This window comes from Pseudomonas arsenicoxydans (assembly GCF_900103875.1).
Classification (GTDB): Bacteria; Pseudomonadota; Gammaproteobacteria; order Pseudomonadales; family Pseudomonadaceae; genus Aquipseudomonas; species Aquipseudomonas arsenicoxydans.
On record NZ_LT629705.1, the window covers coordinates 876,296 to 901,507 of the forward strand.

At 60.6% G+C, this 25,212-nt stretch carries 17 protein-coding genes and 1 pseudogene; 5 read left to right on the forward strand and 13 right to left on the reverse strand.

Going from position 1 to position 25,212, the window contains the following annotated elements:
* Positions 1-759 carry a slipin family protein gene (locus BLQ41_RS03950; protein ID WP_090177155.1) on the forward strand — a complete coding sequence of 253 codons (759 nt, stop codon included), beginning with the start codon at positions 1-3 and terminating at the stop codon, positions 757-759.
* A gap of 463 nt (positions 760-1,222) precedes the next feature.
* A complete protein-coding gene (locus BLQ41_RS03955) occupies positions 1,223-1,606 on the forward strand; it encodes a DUF6124 family protein (RefSeq protein ID WP_090177158.1) in 384 nt (127 codons plus the stop codon).
* Positions 1,607-1,733: 127 nt separating this feature from the next.
* On the opposite strand, the pseudogene BLQ41_RS03960 reads toward BLQ41_RS03955, so the two are convergent.
* From BLQ41_RS03960 to BLQ41_RS03990, 7 genes and pseudogenes are all read right to left on the reverse strand, one after another.
* Positions 1,734-2,702, reverse strand: a pseudogene (locus BLQ41_RS03960) (sulfotransferase family protein).
* Positions 2,690-3,475: an aspartyl/asparaginyl beta-hydroxylase domain-containing protein gene (locus BLQ41_RS03965; protein ID WP_090188362.1), complete on the reverse strand. Its 786-nt coding sequence runs from the start codon at positions 3,473-3,475 to the stop codon at positions 2,690-2,692. The pseudogene BLQ41_RS03960 and the gene BLQ41_RS03965 overlap by 13 nt, the downstream one beginning before the upstream one ends.
* Positions 3,472-4,077, reverse strand: a complete 606-nt coding sequence (gene cysC, locus BLQ41_RS03970) for an adenylyl-sulfate kinase (protein ID WP_090177162.1) — start codon at positions 4,075-4,077, stop codon at positions 3,472-3,474. Before cysC ends, BLQ41_RS03965 begins: the two co-directional genes overlap by 4 nt.
* Positions 4,061-5,575, reverse strand: a complete 1,515-nt coding sequence (locus BLQ41_RS03975; protein ID WP_090177165.1) for a TolC family protein — start codon at positions 5,573-5,575, stop codon at positions 4,061-4,063. Before BLQ41_RS03975 ends, cysC begins: the two co-directional genes overlap by 17 nt.
* Positions 5,576-5,614: 39 nt before the next feature.
* Complete coding sequence (locus BLQ41_RS03980; RefSeq protein WP_090177168.1) at positions 5,615-12,898, reverse strand: Ig-like domain-containing protein; 7,284 nt, start codon at positions 12,896-12,898, stop codon at positions 5,615-5,617.
* Between the two features lie 51 nt (positions 12,899-12,949).
* On the reverse strand, positions 12,950-13,786 hold the full coding sequence (locus BLQ41_RS03985) for a sulfotransferase family protein (protein ID WP_090177171.1): 837 nt from the start codon (positions 13,784-13,786) through the stop codon (positions 12,950-12,952).
* 126 nt (positions 13,787-13,912) lie between these two features.
* Positions 13,913-15,484 (reverse strand): glycosyltransferase family 39 protein, encoded by a 1,572-nt coding sequence (locus BLQ41_RS03990; protein WP_090177174.1) that lies wholly within the window; start codon positions 15,482-15,484, stop codon positions 13,913-13,915.
* A gap of 244 nt (positions 15,485-15,728) precedes the next feature.
* Between BLQ41_RS03990 and BLQ41_RS03995 the strand changes: the two genes are divergently transcribed.
* Both BLQ41_RS03995 and BLQ41_RS04000 read left to right on the forward strand, forming a co-directional pair.
* Positions 15,729-16,316 (forward strand): phage tail protein, encoded by a 588-nt coding sequence (locus tag BLQ41_RS03995; RefSeq protein ID WP_090177176.1) that lies wholly within the window; start codon positions 15,729-15,731, stop codon positions 16,314-16,316.
* A gap of 57 nt (positions 16,317-16,373) precedes the next feature.
* Positions 16,374-16,685, forward strand: a complete 312-nt coding sequence (locus BLQ41_RS04000) for a DUF6916 family protein (protein ID WP_090177179.1) — start codon at positions 16,374-16,376, stop codon at positions 16,683-16,685.
* Between the two features lie 31 nt (positions 16,686-16,716).
* Here BLQ41_RS04000 and BLQ41_RS04005 read toward each other — a convergent pair whose 3' ends face one another.
* Genes BLQ41_RS04005 through BLQ41_RS04020 form a run of 4 tightly spaced genes read right to left on the reverse strand, consistent with a single transcriptional unit; the run spans position 16,717 to position 21,422 of the window.
* Complete coding sequence (locus tag BLQ41_RS04005; RefSeq protein ID WP_090177181.1) at positions 16,717-17,214, reverse strand: GNAT family N-acetyltransferase; 498 nt, start codon at positions 17,212-17,214, stop codon at positions 16,717-16,719.
* A gap of 12 nt (positions 17,215-17,226) precedes the next feature.
* On the reverse strand, positions 17,227-19,323 hold the full coding sequence (locus tag BLQ41_RS04010) for an HlyD family efflux transporter periplasmic adaptor subunit (RefSeq protein WP_090177184.1): 2,097 nt from the start codon (positions 19,321-19,323) through the stop codon (positions 17,227-17,229).
* Positions 19,324-20,643 (reverse strand): efflux RND transporter periplasmic adaptor subunit, encoded by a 1,320-nt coding sequence (locus BLQ41_RS04015; RefSeq protein WP_090177187.1) that lies wholly within the window; start codon positions 20,641-20,643, stop codon positions 19,324-19,326.
* Positions 20,640-21,422: an efflux RND transporter periplasmic adaptor subunit gene (locus BLQ41_RS04020; RefSeq protein WP_090177190.1), complete on the reverse strand. Its 783-nt coding sequence runs from the start codon at positions 21,420-21,422 to the stop codon at positions 20,640-20,642. Before BLQ41_RS04020 ends, BLQ41_RS04015 begins: the two co-directional genes overlap by 4 nt.
* 500 nt (positions 21,423-21,922) lie before the next feature.
* On the opposite strand from BLQ41_RS04020, the gene BLQ41_RS04025 reads away from it, so the two are divergent.
* Positions 21,923-22,612: an NYN domain-containing protein gene (locus BLQ41_RS04025; protein WP_090177194.1), complete on the forward strand. Its 690-nt coding sequence runs from the start codon at positions 21,923-21,925 to the stop codon at positions 22,610-22,612.
* Here BLQ41_RS04025 and BLQ41_RS04030 read toward each other — a convergent pair.
* Together BLQ41_RS04030 and BLQ41_RS04035 are read right to left on the reverse strand one after the other, a co-directional pair.
* On the reverse strand, positions 22,593-24,149 hold the full coding sequence (locus tag BLQ41_RS04030; RefSeq protein ID WP_090177197.1) for an efflux transporter outer membrane subunit: 1,557 nt from the start codon (positions 24,147-24,149) through the stop codon (positions 22,593-22,595). The two genes, BLQ41_RS04025 and BLQ41_RS04030, sit on opposite strands and share 20 nt — an antisense overlap.
* A complete protein-coding gene (locus BLQ41_RS04035) occupies positions 24,146-25,210 on the reverse strand; it encodes an HlyD family secretion protein (RefSeq protein WP_090177199.1) in 1,065 nt (354 codons plus the stop codon). The genes BLQ41_RS04030 and BLQ41_RS04035 overlap by 4 nt, the downstream gene beginning before the upstream one ends.
* Positions 25,211-25,212: the final 2 nt, after the last annotated feature.

Here is a 25,212-nt window from a genome sequence, read left to right on the forward strand (position 1 = left end):
ATGGGCCTGCAATTGGGTTTTGCCGCGCTGCTATTACTGGTGATCGCGCTGGCGGGATCGACCTTTCGCATCCTGCGCGAATACGAGCGCGGGGTGGTGTTCCAGCTTGGGCGCTTCTGGCAGGTCAAAGGCCCTGGTCTCATTCTGTTGATTCCGGTGGTCCAGCAAATGGTCCGGGTCGACCTGCGCACGATCGTGCTCGACGTGCCGCCACAAGACGTCATCACCCGCGACAACGTCTCGGTCAAGGTCAACGCTGTGCTGTATTTCCGCGTGCTTGACCCACAGAAAGCCATCATCCAGGTCGAAGACTTCCTCATGGCCACCAGCCAACTGGCGCAGACCACGTTGCGGGCCGTGCTCGGTAAACATGAACTCGATGAACTGCTGGCCGAGCGCGAACGCCTGAACATCGACATCCAGCAAGTGCTCGACGCCCAGACTGATGCTTGGGGCATCAAGGTCGCGAACGTCGAGATCAAGCACGTGGACCTCAACGAATCGATGATCCGCGCCATCGCCAAACAGGCCGAAGCCGAACGGGAACGGCGGGCTAAGGTGATTCACGCCGAAGGCGAATTGCAGGCCTCGGAAAAACTCATGCAGGCGGCAGAAATGCTCGGCCGCCAACCGGGGGCGATGCAGTTGCGTTACATGCAGACGCTGAGCTCGATTGCCGGCGACAAGAGTTCGACCATTGTCTTTCCACTGCCGATCGAGTTGCTCAAGGGGATGGCGGATTTGTCGGGGAAATCGTGATGGCCCCAAAAGATCGCAGCCTCGTTTCACTCGACAGCTCCTACAGTTGAAATGCGAACCCTGTAGGAGCTGTCGAGTGAAACGAGGCTGCGATCTTTTGACCTTCCCCACATAACACTACCGTCCGGTAGCTGCGTCGGAGATTTCCTTCAAGTTGTAGTGGTGTTGGTGAAGTTGTTACCGCCCAAACCCAGGTCTAGTCTGGACTTGTCACTGAATAATCGGTGACACGGACGTGCAAGTCCGGGTAAAACCCACACCGAAACGCTGCCTCAGGCCATTCATCAGGCATTCCATGCTTGCTGAAATTGCTTTATGGCGGCTGTGTGCGGGAGACCTTCGGGTCTGCCGAGGTTTAGGTGGTGGGTCTTTTACTCGGTCTTGCACCCCGCACATAGCTGCCACCCTACCTTTCGCGTGCAAGCGAACAGGGTCAGCTCTTTTAAATAAAAGAGAGGTCACCATGTTCAAAGTAAGTCCGAATCCACCAGAAAACTCTGGTACCCCATCCGAAGAATCCATCGAAGCTGAAAAGCTCAAAGAAGCCGCTGACCGCGCCTTCGCCCACTACTTTCCCCCGGTTAGCGAAAAACCAGCCAAACGCCGCAAAGGCCATCTCTTCACCGTTTCCCCTGATATCGACACTGAAGCCCTACTGGCCAACGCCTCCGAAGACCTGCTGTCGATCAGCGCCATTGCGGCCGATCTGGCGGACGATGTCGACGGCACACGGCGCTCGGTAGCCCTGGCCCTTAGCCGCATGGCTGATGGTGTGCAGTTGCTTGTAGAACGAGCGCTGGATCATTGGGAGGAATTGAAGATGGCGCAGGCTCAGGCCAAGGTTTAGCCGGGTAGATTGGTGGTGAGTTGAAGATCGCCATCGCGGGCAAGCCCGCTCCCACAGGATCGCAGTCGTACACAAATCTTGTGTTCAACGAAGATCAACTGTGGGAGCGAGCCTGCTCGCGATGGCGTCAGTAAAGTCGATACATGGCTTGGCAACTGCCGCGCTCTCGTTCAAGCGCCTCATACGGCGCTCGCGCCCAGCGATCAATCCGCTCGCGCAACAGCGTCGACGCTTCACGATGCTTGTCCTCGCTGTCCCCGACAAACACCTCTGAAGGCTGCTTGGCATGCCGCCCCACCGCCGCAAACACTTGCTCACGCTGCAAATCATCCAAGCCAAAAAACTCAGCCAAACGCCCAGCCATCGTCCCCGGTAATTCGCTGTAGTTCACCGCCGCCCCACCGAACGCCCGGCATTGCGCCAAGCCTGATTCCAACAATCGCCCCAGCCACCGTGCGATGTAATCCTCTGTGCCGTCAAAGGGCAATCCGTCATCCAGCCCACTTGCCCCGATCATCCCCGGCACCATGTGCATGCCGGGTCGGCGCAGATGTGAAACAGCGATTTCCAGCGGATCGCGGTACAGAAACAACCACGGCGTCTCGGGAAAAGATTCGCGCAACAGCGGCAATTCAGCGATGTTCCAGGCATCGAGTTTGATCACCAGGCGCTGCTCGACACCGAGCCGACGCTGGCCGTAGGCAGACAGTAATCCTTGAATGGCAGCATGCCGTTCGGCTGCCGGTAAATCACTGCGGAGCAAGGCATCCAGCGGCGGCGGCTCGCTGATCACACAGTGGTTCTCAAGTTGCGCGAGCATCTGGCTGATGAGGGTCGAACCGCAGCGGGATGCATGAAAGATAAACGCGCTCGGCGCCAGACCGGGGCTGCGTTCCTGCCAATCAATGAGCGTCGTCAGCGGCGTTTCGCGGCGAAACGCCTGATTGAACGGCAGTCGCAACGCCTCTTCCACGGCATCACGGAAAAACGGCTGATGCAGCCGCGTGTAGCCGAACTAGCACCAGTCCACCCGCCACTGCCCAGCGACCTGCCAGACGCGGATCGGCAACCACCCCTCAAGATTCAGGCGCGCCATTGTTCGTTCCATTGACGCCGACCGTCGCGCATCGCTGCACGCAGTTCCTCGGTGGTAAACGGCAACCCGCGCTCGACGCCCAGCTCCACCACACGGGCAACAAACGCTTCCGTGTCATGCAAGCCCTGCAAGGTCTGGCAGAGCTGCGGATCGCTTTCCACCAGCGCTTTGAACTGCGCAAAGAACGCATGACCGACATCGGGACGTGGCGTCGCCGCCAGCCCATCAAGAATCGCCTGTTCCAGCCAGGCACCCGGACGGCAATCGAGCACCAGATGAACCCGCGCCCGAGTATCCCGATTGTCCACCCGATGCGGCCGCGACAGGTCGAGAAACCAGCACTCGCCCGCCGCCATCGGCATGCGCTGACCGTCCAGCATAAAGTCCACATGAGGCGGGCTGAGCAGCGGGATGTGTAGACGCAGATCAGCGTCTGGCCCGCCGAGGTCGTAGTCGCGATGCTCGTGAATCTGCCCGCCCGGCCCGAGCCGCAGCAGGCGTGCGCTGACGATTTCCAGCGGCAGATCACGCAATCCTTGCCGCCATCGAACATCCCGCAACCACGGCTCGCGCAACAGCGGCTCACCGCGACCGGGCGACAACTCCGTCAACGCATCCTGTGCCGAAATCAGCGCGACACCGCTCCAGTCCCCGGCGTAATAATCACTGTTGAAATGAGCGTGCCACGTATCCTCGTCAATTGCCGCCAGCGCCTGCAACAACAGCGGCAAATCCACCGCCACCGGCAAGCGGGAGAAAGCCGCTCGACTCATCGTTTCGGCAGCACCGCGCATTCGCCGAGCCAGGTCAGCAAGCGGTCGAGGCACGCCTCAACCGATAGCACTCCGGTGTCGAGTACCAAGGCAGCCGACGGCGGTGTTTCATAGGGCGCGGAAACGCCGGTAAATCCCGCCAGGTCACCGCGACGTGCCCGGGCATAATGACCTTTGGGGTCACGCTGTTCGCACACCGCCAACGAAGCGCTGCACCAGACTTCGCGGTAGTCCTCACCCAGACGCTTGGCGAACACATCTCGCAGCTCAACCAGCGGCGCGATCATGGCGAGGATGACGATCTGCCCGTTCTCCACCAACAACGCCGCCACTTCACTGGCCCGGCGAATGTTCTCCAGACGATCATGGTCGGTAAAACCCAGGTCGCGATTGAGCCCGACCCGCAGTCCGTCGCCATCGAGCACCAGGCTCTGCACGCCGCGCTCGAACAGTTTGGCGTGCAACGCCTGCGCCAGCGTCGACTTGCCCGCCGCCGGCAAACCGGTCAGCAGAATCGCCGTGCCGTGATGACCATTACGCACCTCACGCTGTTCGCGGCTGATGCTCGCCGTCGGCGCGCGTAGATTATTGTTCTGGGGCATGGGTCACCGGCACGGTTATGTTGCCCGACGCCCATGCCGCCTCGCGGTTGGCCAACGCGGTGGCAATGGACTGGACTTCGGTGGATTGGACCTCGTCCGGCATCGGATCGAGGCCGGCACTGGCGAAAATCTGACCATAAGCGTTACGCAGATCAGCATAGGACAGGTCACGGCGCAAATCTGCCTGCAACGTATTCAGTTCGCCCTGGATCAGGTCCAGTTCACCGAGGCCCGCCGCCTGATGACGGTTACGCAACTGCCCGAGAATCTGCCCGTCGATGCTCGACAATTCCTGGTTGGTCTGGAACTGGTGCAGCGCCTCCTGATAGTTGGCGTTGGCCACGTAGAGCTGGGCCAGCACGGCGATGGACATGGCCTGACGGCGCGCCTTGGCGACTTCTTCGCCGGCCTTGGCCACGTTGATCGCGGCCGGTGCGGAAATCACGTTGAACAGGTTCCAGGTCAGCTTGACCCCGTAGTCGGCCCACTTGTCATTAACCAGAAACGAGTTGCTGTCGTAATGCCCGCCCGCCGAAAACTCCAGCCCCGGCAACAATCGCAGCATGGCTTTACGGGTTTCGGCGGTGCTGATGCGAGTTTGGTAATCCTGCTCGCGCAGTTCCGGACGGCTGGCCAGGGCTTCATGTTCCAGGCTGGCCATGCCGACCTTCAATTGCGGGATCGAGTAATCATCCGGGGTCGCCAGTTTCACATCGGTGCCCATTGGCAGGTTGATCAGGGTCGCCAGTTCGGTTTTGGCCAACGACAAGGCCCGGCGCTGCTCTTGCAACTGGCGGGTCGCTTCGATCAGCGAACGCTGATAACCCAACGCCTGGACAGGATCGCCGATGCGTTGTGTGCTCATGCTTTGACTGTTGCTGCGCGCGGTATCGACCCGGGCCATCAGGCTGTCGATCTGCGTGAGCAGACGCTCGGCGGCCACCGCTCGCCAATAGGCCGAGCGCACATCCTGGACGATGGTGTTGATCACCTTGCGCCGACGTTCCTGCACGATCAGTCGCTGGTCGCCCTGCTGCTTGGCGCTGATGTAACTGACGCCGAAATCGAGGACGTTCCAGACCATGGTCAGGTCGGCCACACGGCGGTCACGGTCCTGGGAGGTCGAAGGCTCCAGAGACTGGGTACCGGTGAGCACGCTCTGGCTGCTGGAGGCACCCTGGTTGTTGCGCCCGACATAACCTGCGTCGAGCGCCATGCGCGGCAGCATGTCGAAGCTGGCGAGGTCGAGTTGGCGCTTGGCCAACGCCTCTTCCATGATCTTGAGCCGGCCTTCGAGGTTGTATTTCACCGCGCGGGCCATCGCCTGGTGCAAGGTCAAAGGACCATTGAGGGGCTCCTGACCGGTGTACATCGTTTGTAGATCACTCTTGGCGCGCTGTTCGCTGACGCTACGTTCAATCGGTTCACTTTTGACCGCACATCCGCTGATCGCCAGCGCCAGCAGACTGGCGCCGAACAACTTCTGACTTCTATTCATCCTTGACTGCCCCTGGGTTGCGCATTGTTCTTAAATTGTTCAGGCCTGCATTTCGCTGATGCCGACCTGTTTCAACGCCGCCGCCAAGCGGTCGACCTGCCGTTGCTCGGTGTCTGTGAGCTGTTGCAATTGCTGGTTCAGGGTCAATGCGCCAAACACGCCGCGCAGTCCTTGGGACGCATCCCCGCCCTTTATCGAATGACTGCCAAAGGTGTTCAGCGAATCCCGTTCGCTGGCGGTGTCCTGATTGAACAGGCTCGACAAGGTGCTGGTGCTGAACACTCCGCCATCGCCACCGCCAAAGCCGAGGAAACCGTGACCCGTGCCATCGCCACCGCTCTCGCTGCTGCTGAAGACCTGTGCAATGAAGCTTGGCGACAGCGCGCCGCGATTCATGAAAATGTCGCCCAGCGGTCGGATCCCGTTGCCGATCACCCGGTCTTCGAACAACGGTGCAAATGTCAGCGGCGAACCGAGAGTGCCGCTCGGTGGGGCGAAGATAATCGGCTGCAGTGGCACGTTGGGCTGATCAGGGACGCTGACTGGTTGCGTGACCCGGAATTCTGGATCCGGCGACACAATCACCAGCGGCGAGGTCGTCGCTACCGTGTTGACGGCGTAGCTGTTAGAGCTGCTGAGGCCAATGCCGGTATTGCCGGATGCATCGCTGACACCCGAGGTGTTCACGCTGATGGCGTTATTGGTCGTGTTGACGTTGGCGCTTGGTGTCAGCACCGCCGTCCAGGTGATGCCGCCGTCGTTGCTCGACAGGTTGGACAACGTGCCGTTGGCCACACTGATGTCAGACAGGTCGAACCCGCTAACGGCCTCATTGAAGGTGAACGTCACCAGCGACGTCTGGCCGGCGCTCAGGTTCGGGTTGGCGATGACAACGGTGGCGGTCGGCCGCTCGCCGTCGATGGCGTAATTGTTCGACACCGCGACGCCGCTGCCCGTGTTGCCTGCCTGGTCGGAGACGTTGCTGGTATCGAGGGCGATGAAGTTGCTCGGATCGGACATGTTCGCGGTCGGCGTGAAGGTCGCGGTCCAGGTTTTGCCGCCGTCGCTGCTGGTGAGGTTGCTCAATTCGCCGTTGGTCACGCTCAAATCCGACAGATCGAAATCGCTCACCACCTCGCTGAAGGTGAATGTCACGAGTGTCGTCTGGCCAATGCCCAAATGCGGGTTGGCGACCACGATGGTGGCGGTCGGGCGGGTGGCGTCGAGGGCGTAGTTGTTGGAGATGGCAATCGAGGCACCGGCATTGCCGGCGGCGTCGGCCACGTTGCCGGTGTCGAGCAGGATCAGGTTGGTGGCGTCGTTGATGTTTGCCGTCGGCGTCAGGGTCGCGGTCCAGTTCACGCCGCCGTCACTGCTGGCCAGGTTGGACAGCACGCCATTGGCCACGCTGAGGTCCGACAAGTCGAAACCGGACACCGCTTCGCTGAAGGTGATGGTCACCGTGGTGGTCTCGCCGATGCCCAGGCGGTTGTCTGCCACCACAATGGTCGCGGTCGGACGCGCCGTGTCGACCGCGTAGTTGTTGGAATCGGTCACGCCCACGCCGGCGTTGCCAGAAGCGTTGGTCACGCCGCTGTTGTCCAGGCTGATCAGGTTAGTGGTGTCCGTCACATTGGCAGAAGGCGTGAAGGTCGCGGTCCAGGTGATGCCGCCATCGCTGCTGCTGACGTTGCTCAACGTGCCGTTGGCGATGGTCAGGTCAGCGTTGCTGAAACCGCTGACGGCTTCACTGAAGGTGATGGTTACCCCAGACGTTTCACCCACCTTGAGGGCGTTGTCGGCGATCACGATGGTCGCGGTCGGCACCTGGGTTTCAACGACGTAATTGGCCGAATTGATAACGCCTGTCCCGGCGTTGCCAGCCAGATCGCTGACGCCGGAATTATTCAGGGTGATGAGGTTACTGGCATCGGTAATGCCGGCAGTCGGGGTGAAGGTTGCAGTCCAGGTGATGCCGCCATCGCTGCTGGTGACGTTGCTCAACGTGCCATTGGCAACGCTCAGGTCGCTGTTGTCGAAACCGCTGACGGCCTCGCTGAAAGTGATGGTCACCAGCGCGGTTTCGCCCGGTTTCAGGGTCGCATCGCTCAACACGATGGTCGCGGTCGGGCGCTGGCTGTCGATGACGTAGTTGTTGGAATCGGTGGTGCCACTGCCCGTGTTGCCCGCCAGATCCGCGACGCCGGTGTTATCGAGCGTGATCAGGTTGGTCGCGTCAGTGATGCTGGCAGTGGGCGTAAACGTTGCCGTCCAGGTAATACCGCCATCGCTGCTGCTCACGGCGGACAAGGTGCCGTTGGCGATAGTCAAATCCGCGTTGGTGAAACCGCTCACTGCCTCGCTGAAGGTGATGGTCACCAGGCTGGTTTGACCCACGCCCAGTGCTGCGTCAGCCACTACGATAGTCGCGGTGGGTCGCTGGGTGTCGATGGCGTAGTTGTTGGAATCGGTGGTGCCGCTGCCAGCGTTGCCCGAGCCGTTTTGCACACCGCTATTGTCCAGCGTGATTAGGTTAGTCGCGTCGGTGATGCTGGTGGTCGGTGTGAAGGTCGCCGTCCAGGTGATGCCGCCGTCGCTGCTGCTCACCGCTGTCAGTGTGCCGTTGGCGATGGTCAGGTCGGCGTTGGTGAAACCTGTCACGGCCTCGCTGAAGGTGATCGTCACCAGCGAGGATTCACCGATTTTCAGCGCGTTGTCAGCCACCACAATGGTCGCCGTCGGAAGCACGGTATCGATCGTGTAGTTGCCGGAGTTAGTAGTGCCGCTGCCCGCGTTGCCGGACAGATCGGCGACGCCGGTATTGGCCAGGGTGATGAGGTTGGTCGAATCCTTCACGCCAACCGTCGGCGTGAAAGTCGCGGTCCAGGTGATGCCACCATCGCTGCTACTCACCGCCGTCAACGTGCCGTTGGCGATGGTCAAGTCGGCGTTGGTGAACCCGGTCACCGCTTCGGAGAACGTGATGGTCACCAGCGAAGTTTCGCCCGCGGCCAGGGTGCTATCGGCCAACACAATCGTGGCGGTCGGCCGGACTGTATCGATGGCGTAATTGTTGGAATCGGTGGTGCCGCTGCCGGCGTTGCCGGCCAGATCGGCGACGCCGGTGTTGTCCAGGGTGATCAGATTGGTCGCGTCGTTGATACTGGCGCTCGGGGTAAAAGTCGCCGTCCAGGTAATCCCGCCGTCGCTGCTGCTCACGGCCGTCAAGGTGCCGTTGGTGATGGTCAAATCCGCATTGGTGAAACCGCTCACTGCTTCACTGAATGTGATGGTCACCAGCGAGGTTTCGCCGATTTTCAGCGCAGTGTCCGCCATAACCACCGTGGCGGTCGGGCGCACAGTGTCGATGGCGTAGTTGTTGGAATTGGAGGTGCCACTTCCTACGTTGCCAGAGCCGGCGGCCTGCACGCCGCTATTGTCCAGCGTGATCAGGTTGGTGGCGTCGGTGATGCTGGCGGTCGGCGTGAAAGTTGCGGTCCAGGTAATGCCGCCGTCGCTGCTGCTCACAGCGGTCAACGTGCCGTTGGCGAGGGTCAGGTCCGCGTTGGTGAAACCGGTCACTGCCTCACTGAACGTGATGGTCACCAAGGAGGATTCACCGATTTTCAGCGCGTTGTCCGCCACGACGATGGTGGCTGTCGGCAGCACGGTGTCGATCGTGTAGTTGCCGGAGTTAGTAGTGCCGCTGCCCGCGTTGCCGGACAGATCGGCGACGCCGGTATTGGCCAGGGTGATGAGGTTGGTCGAATCCTTCACGCCAACCGTCGGCGTGAAAGTCGCGGTCCAGGTAATGCCGCCATCGCCGCTGCTCACCGCCGTCAACGTGCCGTTGGCGATGGTCAAGTCGGCGTTTGTGAACCCGGTCACCGCTTCGGAGAACGTGATGGTCACCAGCGAGGTTTCGCCCGCGATCAGGGTGCTATCGGCCAATACAATCGTGGCGGTAGGCCGGACGGTATCGATGGCGTAATTGTTGGAATCGGTGGTGCCACTGCCGGCGTTGCCGGCCAGGTCGGCAACGCCGGTGTTGTCCAGGGTGATCAGGTTGGTCGCGTCGTTGATACTGGCGCTCGGAGTAAAAGTCGCCGTCCAGGTAATCCCGCCGTCGCTGCTGCTCACGGCCGTCAAGGTACCGTTGGTGATGGTCAAGTCGGCATTGGTGAAACCGCTCACTGCTTCACTGAATGTGATGGTCACCAGCGAGGTTTCGCCGATTTTCAGCGCAGTGTCCGCCATAACCACCGTGGCGGTCGGGCGCACAGTGTCGATGGCGTAGTTGTTCGAATTGGTGGTGCCGCTGCCAGCATTGCCCACAAGATCGGTGACGCCGGTATTGTCCAGGGTGATCAGGTTGGTCGTGTCAGAGATGCTGGTGGTCGGCGTGAACGTTGCCGTCCAGGTGATGCCGCCGTCGCTGCTGCTCACAGCGGTCAATGTGCCGTTGGCGAGGGTCAGGTCCGCGTTGGTGAAACCGGTCACTGCCTCGGAGAAGGTAATGGTCACCAGTGAGGTTTCGCCAATTTTCAGTGCATTGTCCGCCACGACGATGGTTGCGGTTGGCCGCAAGGTGTCGATCGCATAGTTGTTCGAATCGGTGGTGCCTGCGCCGGCGTTGCCGGCCAGATCACTGATCCCGGTGTTGTTGAGGGTAATCAGGTTGGTCGTATCGTTGACGCTGGTGGTCGGAGTAAACGTTGCCGTCCAGGTGATACCGCCATCACTGCTGCTGACCCCAGTCAACGTGCCATTGGCGATGGCCAGGTCGGCGTTGGTGAAGCCAGTCACCGCTTCAGAGAATGTAAAGGTGACGAGGGACGTTTCACCGATGTTCAGCGCATTGTCGGCAACCACAATGGTTGCGGTCGGACGTACGGTATCAATCGCATAGTTGCTGGAATCGGTGGTTCCGCTGCCGGCATTGCCGGCCAGGTCGGCGATGCCGGTGTTGTCCAGGGTGATCAGGTTGGTCGCGTCAGTGATGCTGGCTGTGGGCGTAAATGTTGCCGTCCAGGTAATCCCACCGTCGCCGCTGCTCACGGCGGTCAATGTACCGTTGGCGATGGTCAGGTCAGCATTGGTAAAACCGGTCACGGCCTCGTTGAAAGTGAACGTGACAAGGGAGGTTTCGCCGACTTTGAGCGCCGTGTCGGTGAACACGATACCGACGGTTGGGCGTGCGGTATCGACGATGTAGTTATTGGAGTTGGTCGTGCCGACGCCGGCCGTACCCAGGCCATTGATCACCCCGGTGTTGTCCAGGGTGATGACGTTGGTCGTATCGGAGATACTGGCGGTCGGCGTGAACGTCGCCGTCCAGGTGATGCCTCCATCGCCGCTGCCCACGGCGCTCAAGGTGCCGTTGGCAATCGTCAGGTCGGCGTTGGTAAAACCCGTCACGGCTTCGGAAAAGGTAATCGTCACGAGCGAGGTTTCGCCGATGCTCAAGGTCGTATCAGAGACCACAATGGTCGCGGTCGGCGGTGGCGAATACGCGGTATTGAGTACACCGCCGTCGTTGTAGATGGTCGCGACGGAGGTTGGCGAGGTGCCGGTCGTCCCTCCGCCCAGGGCCGCACCACCGGCGCCACTGCCCGCCGCGTTGCCGGTTATCTTCGCAAAGTTGGCTGCAGTGATCAGCACCGTGCCTTTGTTCCAGATTGCGCCGACGCCCCGGCCGCCCACACCGCCATTGGAAGGATTGCTGCCATAACCACCGCCGCCGCCACCGCCCCCACCCGCGCCAATATTGTTGGTAATGCTGGAGGTGCCGACGATGGTCAAGGTACCGGTAGAGGCGTTGTAGATCCCGCCCACTGCGTTGCCGCCGGCGCCACCGACTTTGTCCCAACCAGCCCCGCCGCCACCGCCACCAATGGAAATCGTGCCATTGGTGGCAGTCGCACCGTTGCCGCCGTTGCTGTAATAAGCAACGCCTACCCCGCCCGCGCCGCCAGTGCTGGTGCCGCCGCGACCGCCCATGTGGGTAGCGTCGTAACCACCACCGTAACCACCGATACCGCCGCCGCCCGCCTGGCCGCCCAACGTGCCGGTGCCCGGCCCGGCCGAACCGCCATGCCCCCCGCCCTGGCCGCCCAAGCCGCCGCCGCCACCACCGGCGCCGCCGTAAAAAGCGCCCGTGACACCGCCGCCGCCACCGCCACCGGAAGCGGCGTTGGAGGTCACGGTCACGTTGTTCAGGGTCAGGTTGCCTGAGTTGAAAATCCCCCCGGCCATCGACCCCGTGGCACCGTAACCACCATTACCGCCAGTGCCCGACACCAGGCCTCGGGTGATCACCAGGCCATCAAGTTTCACAGTGCTGCCAGACGCGACTTCAACCACTCGGGTCTTGTATTGACCGTCGAGAGTCACGTCAGCCACACCGTCGTTGTTCAGGTCGCCATCGACTGTGACGTTCTTGTTGATCAGCAGCTCGGACGTCAATTGCACCGTCATGCCGGTGCTGAATGTGACGATATCGCCGTTCTGTGCCGAGGCGATGGCCGCACGCAGGGACCCAACCCCGGTGTTGGCATTGTTGGTGGCGGTCCAGGTCGCCAGCCCCCATTGGTATTCGCTCATGGACTGGGTCGACAGCACGTTGGCACTTTCGATGTTGCCGGTGGCGATCTCCAGATTCCAGTCGCCACCGACGCCGGTGCGGTTGCTGGACGCGGCCACGTCACGGCCGGTCAATTGCGCCAGGGAATCGACGAAACTCAAGCCCCGCTCACCTTCGGCGGTGTAGCAGCCGTAGATCATGATGTCGCCGCCGACATTCATGTCCTTGCCGATTTCCGCCAGCACCGCACTGCGGGCGGCGACGTTATCGGCTGAAAGGTAACTGTCGCCCAACCACAGATCGCCCGCGTTGCCATGGGCAATGATCTGCACCGAACTGACGCCCTGATGGTGATCGAGGTAATCAGCGATCTGCTGCAAGCCATCCTTGCTCGCATCCAGCTGGACCACTTGAGTACCTGGCGCCACGCCTTTGAGCAGGCTGTCGGCGTCCTTGACCCGGGAATCGACGAACACCACGCTCTGGCCCGGCACCGCAACGGGCGCCGTCGCTGCCGCGGCATCGGCCTGGCCGTGCGTGTCCTTGCTGGCGACGGGGTGATCGGCAGCAGGAGCCTTGGCCGCGTCGGCCGTGGGGTGGCTGTCTGGCTGAGCCGCATCCGCCACCGTGGCCGCAACCGCGCCGTCGAACAGCATTCGCGGTTCAAGGGAGATGATCATTGGCGAGGCCAGCGCCCGTGCGCCTTCAGTAACCCGCGACTTGCCTTTGCTCCACCACATGCTGCTCACCCGAACTCGAACTTTCTTGAGGCATCAATGAAAATGCCGCGATCAACTGATCGCGGCATCGGCTTTCATACGAATGACATTGGCAGCGCTGGCTGAGCCATCGAGCCAAAAGGACAATTCTGCGTATTGCTTGAACAAGTCTGGTGGCAGGATCGTGCGCCGCGATTGCAGTTGGACCTTGGGTTTGACCTTGTGCAGGCCTGAGACGCCGAGGGCCTGATCGAACTCCGGCGCATCGTAGGCGAGGTGGTCGAAGTCATGCTCGAACCAGGGTTCGCCAATAAAATCGTAGACCAGCCGCATTACCCGATCCGGCGCCTGTGTCAGCAGGTCGTAATCGACAATCAGCAACGAGTCGGCGTGTTCGCCGTAATAGGCTTCCTTGAGTGCAGCCCAGGCGAAACCCACCAGGCGATTGCGCTGGGCCAGGGTTTCACAGCGGCTGTAAACAGTGTTGCGCTCAATGGCGTCGCCAAACAATTTGGTGTTTTCAAAGGGGTTGGCACGATACAAGCGCTCGATGCTGTCCATGACCCAGGCGACATTGCGCACGCAAGCAATCACCTTGGCTTGCGGGAACAGATCGCTGATGGCGGGCAGGCGCGAGCTCCACAAGCGGTTGGTGTCGAACACCACCGGTTTGTCAGCCTTGTCGGCGTAGAAAGAATCGAACAGCCCACGAAGCAAACGGCGGCGCAGATCGGTATCGATCACCGAACCGAACTCGCTGCCGGCACTGCACTGTTCCAGGACCCCGGAAAACAGTGAACCAACGGGGCTGGTCATGCCGGCGTGAAAACGCGGGTTCTGCAACAGGATTGCCGACAGTAGGGTCGAACCCGACCGTGGCAAGCCGGAAATGAAATGGAACTGTTGCATCCGTTCACCTACACATAAGTCCTTTACGTATGAGGCAGCGTAGACCAAGAATGGCCTTACGAGTAGTGGTGTTTTGATATCAAATAGAAGCTAAATCATCGAAAAGCCGTGATGTTTGTTTCTGACTCAATGCATCACGAACAAGCGCGCATTGGCGCCTCCCGCCTGGGTTTTGTTAACGCCCTGCCACCCTGCTGGCAATGGCGCAAATTCGTCCGGCCCCTCGGCGGTTCCGATCAACCATACGCGACCGGTGCCTTTGGGCAGGCTGCCGAGGCTGTCGATGTAAACGTCCTGGGTGACCAGCGTGCCGAAACCATAGGCATTCGGCCGCCCCGACGTGCCATTGGGCAACGGTGGCGTGTACAGCAACGGTTTGGTGTCGGTACGGTTGTAATAAACATAGCTGAGGTACCAAAGCATATCGCTGGTGACGATCCGGTCCCCGGCAACGAAGTGCTGGTTGACGTACTCGACCATGACACTGATCTGGTCATTGGTATCCACCGTGGCGTTGTTTTTCAGTCCCACCAGTTCGACACCGACAAACAGCATCAGCGCCATCAGAGCAATCACCCGAAAACCCGAATACAGGCGATCAATGGCCAGCGCAGCGATCATCGGCAGGCCGAGGGCGTACGCAGTGACGTAACGCTCGATGAACACCGGCGAAATAAACGACACCCCAAACACCAGTAGCAGCGGTACAACGCTATAGATCGCCACTAAAGCACTGCCACGAAAAACACTGCGGTCGCGTGCCAGTGCCACCCACATCAAGGCCAGCAACGCCAGAGGCATGGCAATAAATAGCGGCGTCGGAAGCTTTTCGCCATCGTCCTGGATCAGGAACGACCAGATCATCGAAGGCAAGGAGCTGATCGTGACGGGATCTTCCCACCCGACATCGCCATTGGCTTTGAGCAGATCCATGTGCTGGATCAAATCGATCAGGCTCGGCACCCACGGCAGGTATAACAGCACGATGGCCCCGTTCGCCAGCCACCAGCCAGGGCGTTGAATGTGCCGCAATCGATAGCCTGGCTGTAAACGAATCACCCCCAGGTACAGCCAGTGGCAAACTACGCAGAGGGCCGTGAAATAATGGGTGTAGAACGCTGCCGTCATCAGCAGGGCGTAGGCAACCAGATAACGCGTGCGCCGGGGGTATCTGATCCAGTAGACCAAGGCAATCGTCGCGCCGATTAGCCACAGGCCCAGCAGCGAGTACATCCGCACTTCCTGGCTGTAACGCACCGCCGTGGGCAGCAGCGCCAGCAGAACACCGGTCAGCAGCGCGGCACGCCGAGTGGCGATCAAGTCCATCAACCATACGCCAAGCCATACCGTGGCGATCCCGGGCAATGCGCTAAGACATCGGATCGAGAAAATACCGTCGCCGAACAGCTCGATCCAGCCATGCAGGAGCATGAAATACAGCGGTGGATGCACATCATGAGCAGCGTGCGACCAGATCTCGCTCAACGAATATTGGCTCAGCAGCAGACTGGAACCTTCGTCGCCCCAAATTGCCGCCGCCGTCAGGTCGTAGAAACGCACCGCAGTGGCCAAAACCAGGATCGGTAACAGCCAATGCTCGCGCACCCACCGCAGCAAGCGCTGAACACTCGCCCAGGGGCGAGGTGCAGCATGTGGGCCCTGGGCGCCATCAACCGGCGTTTCTCTGCGTACTTCCATTGCCTCCCCTCAATACTGCCAATGACAAAAACTGGATCGTGCGCTCACTTTAGGGCAGCGACAGTACCGTCGTCGATGCTGGCTTTACGACCAACGACATTCGGCAATCAGGCGCATCAACTACGCTGTGGCGTGGCGTGACCCAGCCACGGAGATGAATGGAGTCGGCTGATCACCGCGATCTGCCCGGATAACCGGGCCCATAACGTGACGCATCAGACACTAACCTGAAGGATGAGGAACTATGGAAGTATTTATGGGCACTATTCAGCCTTTCGCCTTTAACTTTGCCCCCAATGGCTGGGCCCTGTGCAATGGCCAGACGTTGGCGGTCCAGCAATACAACGCGCTTTTCGCACTGTTGGGCGTCAACTTTGGAGGCAATGGCAGCACCAACTTCATGCTGCCCAACCTCCAGGGTCGCATGCCGGTCTGCATGGGCAACGGCCTGAACCTGACTCCACGCGTCATCGGCGAATTCTCCGGGACCGAGAATGTCACCGCAACGCTCACCAACCTGCCCAATCACACCCACGCCTTGTCCGGGCTCACGGCCACCACCACGCTGCAACTGGCCAGCCCGGCAAGCAACCCGGTCACCAATCCGACCGCGACCAACTCGTACATCGGTGCTTCTGGTGGCGGCCCCGGCTCGGCGAGCATCTACTCCGACGCGCAAGGCTCTGCGGCCGTGCCACTCAAAGGCGTAGCGACCTCGGTCACGGGGGAAATCTCGTCCGCCGGTAACGGCCTGCCCATGGAAACGATGAACCCGTTCCTGGTGCTCAACTTCAGCATCGCCTTGAACGGATTATTCCCGTCGCGCAACTGAGGTCCGGCCGGGGGGTTCAAATCCCCCCGGCCACATTCGATTTTTTGGAGTCACGCCATGCTGAAACAGGTTCAAAGCCAACACTTTCAGGCGTTGCTGGGCAAGACCGGGACACTGCATCTGCCCGACGGCAGTGAGTTGCCGATCCATCTCGACAACCTTGTAGAAACACCTCGTTCGCAGTTGCCTAACAGCGAACGCATGCCGTTCAGTGTCGAGTTAAACAGCCTTGGCCCCACTACGTTTGTCGACGGACTGTGCTCGCTGGAGTTGCCGGAGCTAGGTCAGGTCCAGGACATCTTCGTTTCCCGGGTGCCAGCGATGGGGCGTGACCCGGGCGTGGGATATTTCTACATCGCCTTCAACTGAGCACACCAAGTCCCACTAGGCCCGTGTTGTTTCAAACCTGCGGATACCAAACCAATCGCTCCGCCGCCGGGTTTTGCTCCTCGACCTGAAACCCCAGCGCCAGATAATGCTGGCGCGCATGGGGATTGTTGGCCCAGACCACCGTGGCCACCGGACAGCGAACCTGTTGCGCGGCCTTTTGTACGCCTTGCAGCACCTTGCGGCCGTAACCCTGGCCGCGAGCCTGAGGAATGAACGCCAGATACAGCACACGAATTTCATTGGGACCAAAATCAGTAGTCAACGCACCGATGGCCGTGTCGAGCTTTTCCACGACGTAATGCATGGCGTTGGGGAACCGCTCCCCCACACCTTGTTCCTGTACCTGAAATTGCTGGGCAACCACCTGCTCAACCACTTCGCGCTCACCGTCGATCCATTGCAAATCCGGCCGCGCCGCCTGGTACAGACGCTGCAGAAAGGGCTCGTCGCTGGCCCGAGAAGGCCGCACCACCAAGTCGTCCGCCGCCACTGAATTGGTATTGGCCATCGTTTGCTCCCCTTAGAAACCGCTTTCCCTGACACCCAGTGCCGCCATGCGTCGCCAGGCAACGCCCAGCAATGACTCGCCGCGTCCCTGCAACACCACCACGCCGCGCAAGGGTTGCATCGGCGTCGGCACCTCTTCGAGGGTGCTCAACCTGGCTCCGTATTGTCCCTGCACCGGTTCGGCCCGTTGATGCGGATCGCGGCGCACCGCAATCGGTCCGTGATGATCGGAGGTCAGCGCCTCCTGATCGACATAAGCCGCGCCATTGGTGTCGATTTCGGTCAGTTTGACGGCGATCGCCGGGTGCATCGGGTCATCGGCAATGAACCGCCCGGTGGCGCCGGGGGCAACCCGCCACAGTTCGGCTTCGGCCAGATAGCCACGCAACCGCGCACCGTCTTCGACGACACGCGCCAAGGGGTCCTTGGTCGACAGCCAGCGACCGACCGTGAGTTGCGGCAGCAGATCGCGCACGGTGCCGGCGTGAGGCGCGCGCAGCAGCAGACGTTCACGTTGGGCAGCCAATCCACGATATTCAGCCACGGCCTCTGCCAGACGTTGCTCGACAATACCGGCATCGGCAGCGGTTTCGCTGCGACTGGCCTGACGGCGCATCTGCAATTGCTGGATCTGGATTTCGCGACGGACGATGGCCTGGCGCGAATCCAGGTCCGGCGATTCCAGTTCGATCAACACCTCGTCCTGTGCAACCACCTGGCCGTCGTGCACATTCACCGTTTTGACCTGTGACGCGACCGGCGCATGCAGTGCACTGGCGCGTCCAGCCTCAAGCATTGTCGGCAACTCCACCGCGCTACGCCATGGCAATCCCAGCCCCAGGACCAGCCCAAGCAACACCAGGCCGCTGAGCAAAACTCGTGGCGCATACGCTTGTTCCCTTCGGCTCCACCATTGCCGCCACTCGCTCAAAATGGGCAAGAAGATGAACCACACCAGTTCCACCAGCATCAGGAATATCCCCAACACCTTGAAGAACAGGTGATAAACCGCCAGGGCGATCCCGAAAAACAACGCCGCGCGCCACAGCCACGAGCCGTAGCCCCAAATCAGCAACCGGCGCTGCATCTTTGGCGACCAAGGCTCCGGCGCCGCCGCGCCATAACCAAACAAAAACTCACGCAACCGCCATCGGCACAAGGCGAACGCTCGCCCTTGCAGGTTGTCCACCTCCCAGAAGTCGCTGAGCAAAAAGTAGCCATCAAAGCGCATGAACGGATTGAGATTGATCACCAGCGTGGTGATCCATGTGGCACTGGCGAGCATGAACGCCGCCGTGCGTCCGGGCCCCTCAGGCAGCAGCGACCAGGCCAGCAACGCGATGCAGGCCAGCAGCAGTTCTGCCAGCACACCGCCAGCGCCGATCAGCAGCCGCGCGCGGCGATCATTGACCCGCCAGGCATCGCTGACGTCGGTATAAAACATCGGCAGCAAGACCATGAACGCCACGCCCATGCTCTGCACCCGACAGCCCGCGCGCTTGGCCATAAAGGCGTGACCAAACTCATGACAGAGCTTGGCGAAGAACAGCGCAACGCCGAACGCCAGCGCACCGCCGAGGCTGAACAAATGCGGGAAGGTCGCGATGAAGCGTTGCCAGTCCCGGGACACCAGAAATACCCCGAGCCCCAAGGTGACCGGAAATCCGTAGCGCAGCGCTCGCGGGCCGAAGCGTTCAAGCCACGGCCAGGCACGGTTGAGAAAAGCGTCCGGGCGCCACAGCGGAATGCGAAAAAACAGGTATTGGTGCAGCAGCACCTGCCACAACGTCTGGCGCTGGGCGGCGGCTTTGAGGCTGTAACTGGCGCGCTGTTGCGGATCAAGCGCGCTGATCAGATCGTGGCTGCGTAAAAAGCCCAGCAACTGCTCAAGCTCCGCGCCATCGAGTGGCAACCCGGGTTCGCGGTTAGCGGCACGCAACACTTGCTCTGGATCGCCCAGTGACCAATGACGCAGCAGACGCATCGCCGCCGCGCCGAGTTTGAAATAGCGGCCGCGCACCGGGTCGGCCAAGGTCCAACGCGGCGAGCCATCAAGGGCCGGGGCCGCGGGCGTGAGCTGCAAGTCGGCGCGCAGGTTCGGCAGGCTCATCTAAAGACCCACACTCTGGCGCAACCCGGCCAGCGGTCGACGCAACAGGTACAACGCCAACGGTGCACGGTCGCCGAAGATTTTGGCGGTGCCACGCAGGCCGATACGCGGCGGCGCCTGCGCAAAGTTCGCATCCAGACGATAAGCGAGTTGCCCGGCTGCCGTGGGTTGCGCCTCATACGCCGACCGCTCAAGTGTGGCCAGGTGCCGGTGCAACGGATCGCTGTCGAGAAACAGTGCGACTTGCGCGCCGGGCGCCAAGGCAATTGCATCGCCCACCGCCAGTTCGATGCGCAACTCGGCCTGGTTCGGATCGGCAATTTCCATCAATCGCTCGCCGGTCTGCACCGGTTTGCCAGTCCAGCGCTCCGCATCGGCAAACACCGCGATACCGTCGCGCTCGGCGCGCACTTCACTGCGTTTGAGCAGTTCGCGGGCGTAGTCCCGTTCGGCGCGTTTTTGCTCGACTCGCGCGGCCAGCAGATCGATCTTCGAACTCGATTCAGCATCGGCGAACGAGCGTTGGGAATTGGCCTTGAGTTCCGCTTCGGCAACGCCCAGCGCTCGTTCAGCCACATCGGCCTGAGCCTTGAGCGTGGTGCTTTCGAAACGTAGCAATAGCTCGCCGGTTTTCACCGTCTGATTGGGCTTGACCAGGAACTCGGTGATCACCCCGTCCAGCGGCGCAGCCACCACGCGCCCGCCCAACGGAACCACTTCGGCGGGTGCCAGCACCGATTGGCGCACCGGGATCAGCAACGCGAGCAACAACACAACAAGCAACGCCACCTGGCGTTTCCGGGTCCAACGCAGTCGCCACGGCTTGCGCGGTTGCAGCGCCAGCCAGGCATGGCTGTAGGTGTCGCCCAGTTGCGACAGCAACACCTGCTCGGAAGGATTCCATGGCAGATCCCGCGCCAGCCACAGACCACCGAACACCTCACCCTCGTGATCAATCATCGGCAGCCAGAACACTTGGGCTGCTGAAAGACTTTGCCAATCGGCCTGGATCGACTCACTGAGCACATTCGCCGGGATCACCCGTGCCTGTTTCAACACACCGGCCTTGAACAACTGAGCCACGGCCTGTTCGACGAACGCCACGAACGGCGCATTCGGCTCCACCGTGCTGACGCCCGTCACCGCTTGCACCTTGCCGGCAATCAACAACGCAGCGTGGCGAAAACCGAACAACGCCTGCCCGTCATTGACCAGGCTGTAGGCCAGCTGCGAAGGCGTGCGCGCCGCGCGGGTCAGACGCTCGAGATCAAGAAACCTGGCGAAGACCTGTTCGGCGCCGCTGGCAACCGGCGCGTTCATTTAAGCTCCGCGAATCGCGCCGTGCCGCTCATGCCCGCCAGCAAACCGTTGGCATTGGGAAGCGTCGCGACCAGCAGCAAAGTCTGGCTGCCTTCATCGATCCGCGCACCGAGGCGCTTGACCGTGGCATCCAGCGGCTGGCCGGTCTCATCGGGAACAAAGCTGAAGGTCTGGCCGGGTTTGAGCCGGGCCATCCAGCGCGACGGCACCAGCAGATGGATTTCCAGGGTGCGGTTGTCGACTACGTCCAACAAAGGGGCGCCAGCGGCAACACTTTCATAACGCTTGACCTTACGCTCGACCACTTGCCCATCGAACGGCGCCAACACGCTGCAGCGTTTGACCTGAACCTGATAAACCTGGGATTGCGCCTGTGTTTCGCTGACCTTGGCCTCGGCCCGCGCCACTTCAAAACGCCCGACCGAATTCAGCGCCGCAAGCTGTTTGTTGTGCGCCAGCTCTTCACCCGCACCACGGTTGGCTGCTTGAGCAGCATTGAGTTGGGCCTGATACGCCGAACAATCAAAACGCGCCAGCGTATCGCCCTTCTTGAACGACTCGCCCTCACTGAACGGCAACTCGACAATGCGCCCGGACAACTCACTGGCAAGCACCGCCTGATCCCTGGCTCGCAACACGCCGCGAGCCTCACTGCTGGCCGTCGCGCTGCTGCCAGTGGCACTGTTTTCCAACAACGGATCGTCTGGCGCGGGCGTTTGCGCCTGAACTGCGCATGTCACCAAGGTCAATCCTATAACCCAACCACGAACACGCTGCATAACCGTATCTCCCTGACGGATGAGCGGAGTCTATGACAGGGTGGGTGGGCGTCAAGTGGATAGATGTTATTGGATGGAAATGTGATGTTTCAAAAAGACAAACTTTCTAGAGCGGGTAATTGATCGCCACCCGAAAGGATGATCGGTATTAAATCCCACATGGAATCGGGAACCTACGTTCAATATAAACTGATGCCGGCTATGGACAATTTTCAGGTCTAACGAAAGACAGCGACCGTCAGGTCTCTTAAGCAGTGATTGTTAACAATTGAGCCTGGGAACACCTTGACCATCGACCATGAAAGTGCACAAAACTAGAACCTGCCGGCGCTGGAAATCATCCAGTCGAAGGGGTCTTGGTCAAACGAGGTTGACGTGCGTGACGCACTCAATTTAGGATCAGCCCACTACTCAACCCCGTACGCAGAGATTAGGTTCTCTGGCAGTTGGGGTGAAGAAACCGGCTTCGGCCGGTTTTTTCGTATCTGAGGGTTGGGTTTGTGCGCACTGCATTCTTCGTTGATGGCTATAACGTGTTCTACGGGTTACTGACTGACACACCTTATAAATGGCTAAACCTGCCGCAGTTGTTGGCTTATATCGCTCACATTGAAAATCCTCAAAGCTCTACGGCCTCAATTGACTATTTCACGTCCTCGGTCAAACCAGACCTGGCTACTCGCGGCATTGTTTCCAAGGAGGCTCAAGATAGTTACGTCCGCGCCCTAAAGGCTCACAACGTTGCAGTTCACTATGGTCGCCATCAACTCGAACCTGCACGCGCCCCCCGTTTCATCAGCAAGAAAATCAGAGCCTCGCGTCAAGACACAACCCCAATCTGGAAACTCGAAGAAAAGGAAACCGACGTCCATATCGCGATAAGCATGTACCGCACAGCAGCTAGACAAAACAAGGTTCCCGCTGCTGAAAGCATCCAGCAACTTGTGCTGGTGTCCGGGGATACAGACATGGCTCCCGCACTGAAAGCTATCCGAGAAGATTTTCCCCAAATAACCGTAGGTATCGTTCTTCCATACAGGAGTGGTTTCAAACGAACCCCGCCCGGCTCTTTGAAAGAACACTCGCACTGGATGCGAAAGGCCATCTCCACAGAAGAGCTGCAGTCACACCAGTTCCCGGATCGCGTGCCTACCCGTAAAACGCCGGCCATCAAACCGGATTATTGGTAACGGCACTGGCCAACGGATACACCGACTCCCATCCCCCACCCAACGCTTTATACAAACCCACCATCGCCAGTGAGACCCCGGTCGAGCTCTCCACTAACTGTTCCTGAGTCGCCAGCAACGCGCCTTGAACAGTCAGCACGTTAACGAAATCCACCACCCCTTCCACATATTGCTGTTGCGCGGTGCGCAGGGCGATCTGGTTTTGGCGCACGGCTTCGGCGAGGCTGTCGCGGCGCAATTGGCTGGCGTTGTAGGCCGTCAGTTGATCATCTATTTCATGCCACGCGCGTAGTACGGTTTGCTGGTAGGCGATAGCGGCCTCCTGTTGCTGTGCCTCGCGCAAGTTCAGAACGCCGCGCAACCGTCCGCCATCGAACAACGGCAGGCTCAATTGCGGACCGATGCCGAACGAGCGCGAGCCCCAGGAGCCGAAATCACTGAGCTGCATGGCTTGCGAACCGAGGTTGCCGGACAGAGTGATCCGTGGATAGAAATCGCCCTTGGCCACACCGATGCTCGCGGTTGCGGCATGCAGGCGAGCTTCGGCCTGGCGGATGTCCGGGCGGCGTTCGGCCAATTGCGACGGCAGGCCGATGGCGACCTGACGCGGGGTTTGCGGCACGGGGGCGTCTGTGGATAACTCGGCGAGCAGCGCTTGCGGTGGTTCACCCATCAACAGGCTGAGTGCGTTGATCAGTTGTGACTGACGCTGTTCAAGTGCGGGCAAGCGCGATTCGATGGCGGCGACTTGAGCCGCCGCTTCGGCGACGTCCAGGTCGGTGGCAACGCCGTCGGCCAGACGCAGTTGCGACAGTTTCAAGCTGTGGCGGGCAACGTCGAGGTTCTGCTCCGTGACGGCGCGAGTGCTTTGTACGCCGCGCAATTGAATGTAGTCCTGAGCCGTTTCGGCGAGCACTGACAGCAGCACGCCGCGACGATCATTTTCCGCGACTTCGAGGGTCGCATCGGCGGCTTCGGTTTCGCGACGTACACGGCCCCAGAAATCCAGCTCCCAAGATGCGGAGAAACCTGCGTCCCAAAGATTGAACGCCGAGTCGCCGTTGTGACCGGACGGGTCCATCAAGCCTTCGCCGCTGTTGCGTTTACGTCCGTAACTGCCCGTGGCGGCGCTGTTGGGGTAACGCTCGGCGGTAACCACCTGGCGCACGGCACGGCTTTGTTGCAGGCGGCTGCTGGCGAGTTTCAGGTCGAGGTTGTCGGTCAGGGCTCGTTGGCTCAGGGCGGAGAGTTTCGGGTCGTTGAAGACGTCCCACCAGCGCTCATCCATGGTTTCGGTGACGGCTTGGCTGGCAGCGGCTTTTACTGGTTTCGACCATTCGGTGATTTGTTGCGCTTGAGGTTTGTGGAAGTCCGGGCCGACCGTGCAAGCGCAAAGGCTCATGACCAACAGGGCGCCAAAGGTGAGTTGAGGCCACCGGCCTCTTCGCGGGCAAGCCCGCTCCCACATTGAAATTCGGTCAACTGTGGGAGCGGGCTTGCCCGCGAAGGCGTCAGTCCATTCAACAAAGGTCTTCATTGCTGAGCTACCTCACCCAAGGCATTGCTCGCCGTATCAATCCTCGCCTCCACCGACATCCCCACCCTCAATCGATTGGCCAATGCCTGGCCCGGCTCCAGCAAAATCTTCACCGGAATCCGCTGAACCACCTTGGTAAAGTTGCCGGTGGCGTTGTCCGGCTTCACCGAAGCGAACGTCACGCCGGTGGCCGGGGCGATGCTCTCGACGTGACCGTTCAGGACTTCGCTGCCGAGGCTGTCGACACGCACTTGCACGTCCTGACCCGGCTTCACGTCAGTCAGTTGGGTTTCCTGAAAATTGGCCACCACGTAAGCCTGGGCCAGCGGCACCACCGCCAGAATTTTGCTGCCCGGCGTCACGTAAGCGCCGACCCGCACTGCGCGCTCGCCGACCATGCCGTCTTGCGGTGCAACGATGCGCGTGTAAGACAGCTCGTAGCTGGCGATTTCCAGCGCCGCTTGCGCCCGCTTCAGTCCACCTTCGGCCGCGTCGCGTTGAGCGGTGAGGATCTCTACTTGCTTGCGCTCCGCCGCCAGCACCGCTGTCACGTTAGCCAGCCGCGCAGTGGCCTGATCGATGCGCGTGCGCGCTTGTTGAGCGTTCTGCACCGTGCCTGCACCCACGCCGGCCAGGTGGTTGTAGCGATTCAACTCATGCTCGGCAAAGTCCATTTCAGCCTTGGCCGACACCACCGAAGCCTGGGCCTGGGCAATCACCGACGTCTGACGCTCAAGGGTGGCCCGTGCGTTTTGCAGTTGCGCCTTGGCCACCAGCGTTTCGGCGTCGGCAGCTTGGGCGGCGGCGCGCAGATCCCGATCATCGATCAGCGCCAGCAACTGACCAGCCTTGACCTGCTGGTTGTCTTCCACCAGCACCTCCTTGATGAATCCCGCCACGCGAGGCACCACAAGAGTGAAGTCCGCAGAGACGAAGGCATCGTTGGTGCTCTGTTGTGTGCGTTTGCCAAAAAAGCCTGGCGCCAGCAGGTAAACCAGCACGCCGACCGCCACCACCGCGGCAACGCCGACCGCCATTTTTTGCTTTGTTTGAGTCGTCATAA

Excerpts from the sequence above, each read along its gene's own strand:
- BLQ41_RS03950 (WP_090177155.1), top strand. The coding sequence starts at position 1 with ATGGGCCTGCAATTGGGTTTTGCCGCGCTGCTATTACTGGTGATCGCG.
- BLQ41_RS03955 (WP_090177158.1), top strand. The coding sequence starts at position 1,223 with ATGTTCAAAGTAAGTCCGAATCCACCAGAAAACTCTGGTACCCCATCC.
- BLQ41_RS03965 (WP_090188362.1), bottom strand. The coding sequence starts at position 3,475 with ATGAGTCGAGCGGCTTTCTCCCGCTTGCCGGTGGCGGTGGATTTGCCG.
- cysC (WP_090177162.1), bottom strand. The coding sequence starts at position 4,077 with ATGCCCCAGAACAATAATCTACGCGCGCCGACGGCGAGCATCAGCCGC.
- BLQ41_RS03975 (WP_090177165.1), bottom strand. The coding sequence starts at position 5,575 with ATGAATAGAAGTCAGAAGTTGTTCGGCGCCAGTCTGCTGGCGCTGGCG.
- BLQ41_RS03980 (WP_090177168.1), bottom strand. The coding sequence starts at position 12,898 with ATGTGGTGGAGCAAAGGCAAGTCGCGGGTTACTGAAGGCGCACGGGCG.
- BLQ41_RS03985 (WP_090177171.1), bottom strand. The coding sequence starts at position 13,786 with ATGCAACAGTTCCATTTCATTTCCGGCTTGCCACGGTCGGGTTCGACC.
- BLQ41_RS03990 (WP_090177174.1), bottom strand. The coding sequence starts at position 15,484 with ATGGAAGTACGCAGAGAAACGCCGGTTGATGGCGCCCAGGGCCCACAT.
- BLQ41_RS03995 (WP_090177176.1), top strand. The coding sequence starts at position 15,729 with ATGGAAGTATTTATGGGCACTATTCAGCCTTTCGCCTTTAACTTTGCC.
- BLQ41_RS04000 (WP_090177179.1), top strand. The coding sequence starts at position 16,374 with ATGCTGAAACAGGTTCAAAGCCAACACTTTCAGGCGTTGCTGGGCAAG.
- BLQ41_RS04005 (WP_090177181.1), bottom strand. The coding sequence starts at position 17,214 with ATGGCCAATACCAATTCAGTGGCGGCGGACGACTTGGTGGTGCGGCCT.
- BLQ41_RS04010 (WP_090177184.1), bottom strand. The coding sequence starts at position 19,323 with ATGAGCCTGCCGAACCTGCGCGCCGACTTGCAGCTCACGCCCGCGGCC.
- BLQ41_RS04015 (WP_090177187.1), bottom strand. The coding sequence starts at position 20,643 with ATGAACGCGCCGGTTGCCAGCGGCGCCGAACAGGTCTTCGCCAGGTTT.
- BLQ41_RS04020 (WP_090177190.1), bottom strand. The coding sequence starts at position 21,422 with ATGCAGCGTGTTCGTGGTTGGGTTATAGGATTGACCTTGGTGACATGC.
- BLQ41_RS04030 (WP_090177197.1), bottom strand. The coding sequence starts at position 24,149 with ATGAAGACCTTTGTTGAATGGACTGACGCCTTCGCGGGCAAGCCCGCT.
- BLQ41_RS04035 (WP_090177199.1), bottom strand. The coding sequence starts at position 25,210 with ATGACGACTCAAACAAAGCAAAAAATGGCGGTCGGCGTTGCCGCGGTG.